General features: G+C 57.5%; 2 protein-coding genes. Both read right to left on the bottom strand.

From position 1 onward, the window contains the following. On the bottom strand, nucleotides 1-283 hold a 283-nt coding region (locus AC1DE4_RS31715), incomplete at its 3' end, for a LysR family transcriptional regulator (protein ID WP_477884749.1). Between the two features lie 260 nt (nucleotides 284-543). Next, a partial coding sequence (locus AC1DE4_RS31710; RefSeq protein ID WP_477884748.1) for an IS110 family RNA-guided transposase occupies nucleotides 544-1,349 on the bottom strand: 806 nt, incomplete at its 5' end.

Genomic DNA, 1,349 nt, shown 5'->3' with positions numbered 1-1,349 from the left:
CGCCGGTATTGCCAGACGCGATATGGATGCGGACATCGGGATACTTGCGGGCGATCTTGGCAAGGAAGGTTGGCAGCATGCCCATGGTGGCCGGATAGATGCTGCCGATCCTGATCTGGCGGATGCGACTGCCGCCGGCTGCCCGGGTCAGTTCGGTGGTCAGGTCGATGTCGCTTAAGATCCGCACACAGCGATCATAGAACGTCTCGCCTGCCCTGGTCAGCTCCACCCTTCTCGTCGAGCGGATGAACAGCGGGCAGCCAAGTTCCCTTTCCAGCGACATCACATGATTGCTTCTCTAATCGGGCATTTGGGTCAAGCTCTTTCTGATCTTTGATGGCCTGATCGATCATGCGGGTCACGCTTCTCTCCGCAGTCTGGTGGCTCCGTTCGTTTGGAGCCGCTGCACGCATGCATGGGATCAGGGTCTGGAGAGCCTTGCTTAAGGACGCGCTCGAAGCGCAGCAGTCATAGTCGGCTTCATCCATCCCGTCGTCCGCATGGGACGATCCGGCCAGGATCGGTTTCGGTGGCTGTTTCAATTCATGCTGCAGCCTCCAATCCGAACCGGAATTCTGTGCCGTCAATCCACATGCGATGGAGCAAGACAGCAATTTTGCGGGCAACAGCGACAATGGCTCGCCGTCTTCCTTTGGTTTTCATGAGGCGTACACCCCATGCTTTCAAGCTGCTCCACGCAATCGATCGCATGAGCATCGCGTTGGCCGCGGCGTAGAGCGTTGCGCGCACATCGGCGTCACCAGCGTGTGAGATGCGGCCGGGATTATCTTTTTCACCAGATTGGAAGCGTCGTGGTGTTAATCCAAAGTGGGCTCCGACAGTTCGTGAGCTCTTAAAGCGAGCGGGGTCATCGACTGCTGCCTTGAAGCTCAGGGCCGTGACATATCCGACGCCCGGAACGCTCATGAAACGGGTGGTTATGGTGTCTTGATTGGCGGCCTTCCGGACACGTCGATCCAGCTCGAGGAATGTCTCCAAGAGCATTTGCCTAGCCTCTAGCATTGGCAAAAGCGCATGACTGAGCGGTGGATCGTTTTCGATCGTGTCGCGGACAGCCTCTTCAAACGCACCGCCCCTGAGGCGTATGGGCAGCTTCACGCCGAAGACCTTGAGCAGCCCTCGAATCTCGTTTTCGAGATCAAGGCATTTTCGCTGCATCACCTTCCGGCTACTAAGTAGCGCTCGGGTGTAGTGGCTTTCGACGCTCTTCACATGTACCCGGCTGTACCAACCCGATCGAAGCAGCTGGGCAATGCCGCGCGCATCGTTCTTGTCCGTCTTATTACGCATGGCCGAAAGAGCAGCATTGACTTGGCGAGCCTCCATGC

The sequence above is a fragment of the Rhizobium sp. 10N414 genome (assembly GCF_056394785.1).
This window is presented reverse-complemented; position numbering and strand designations above follow the sequence as displayed.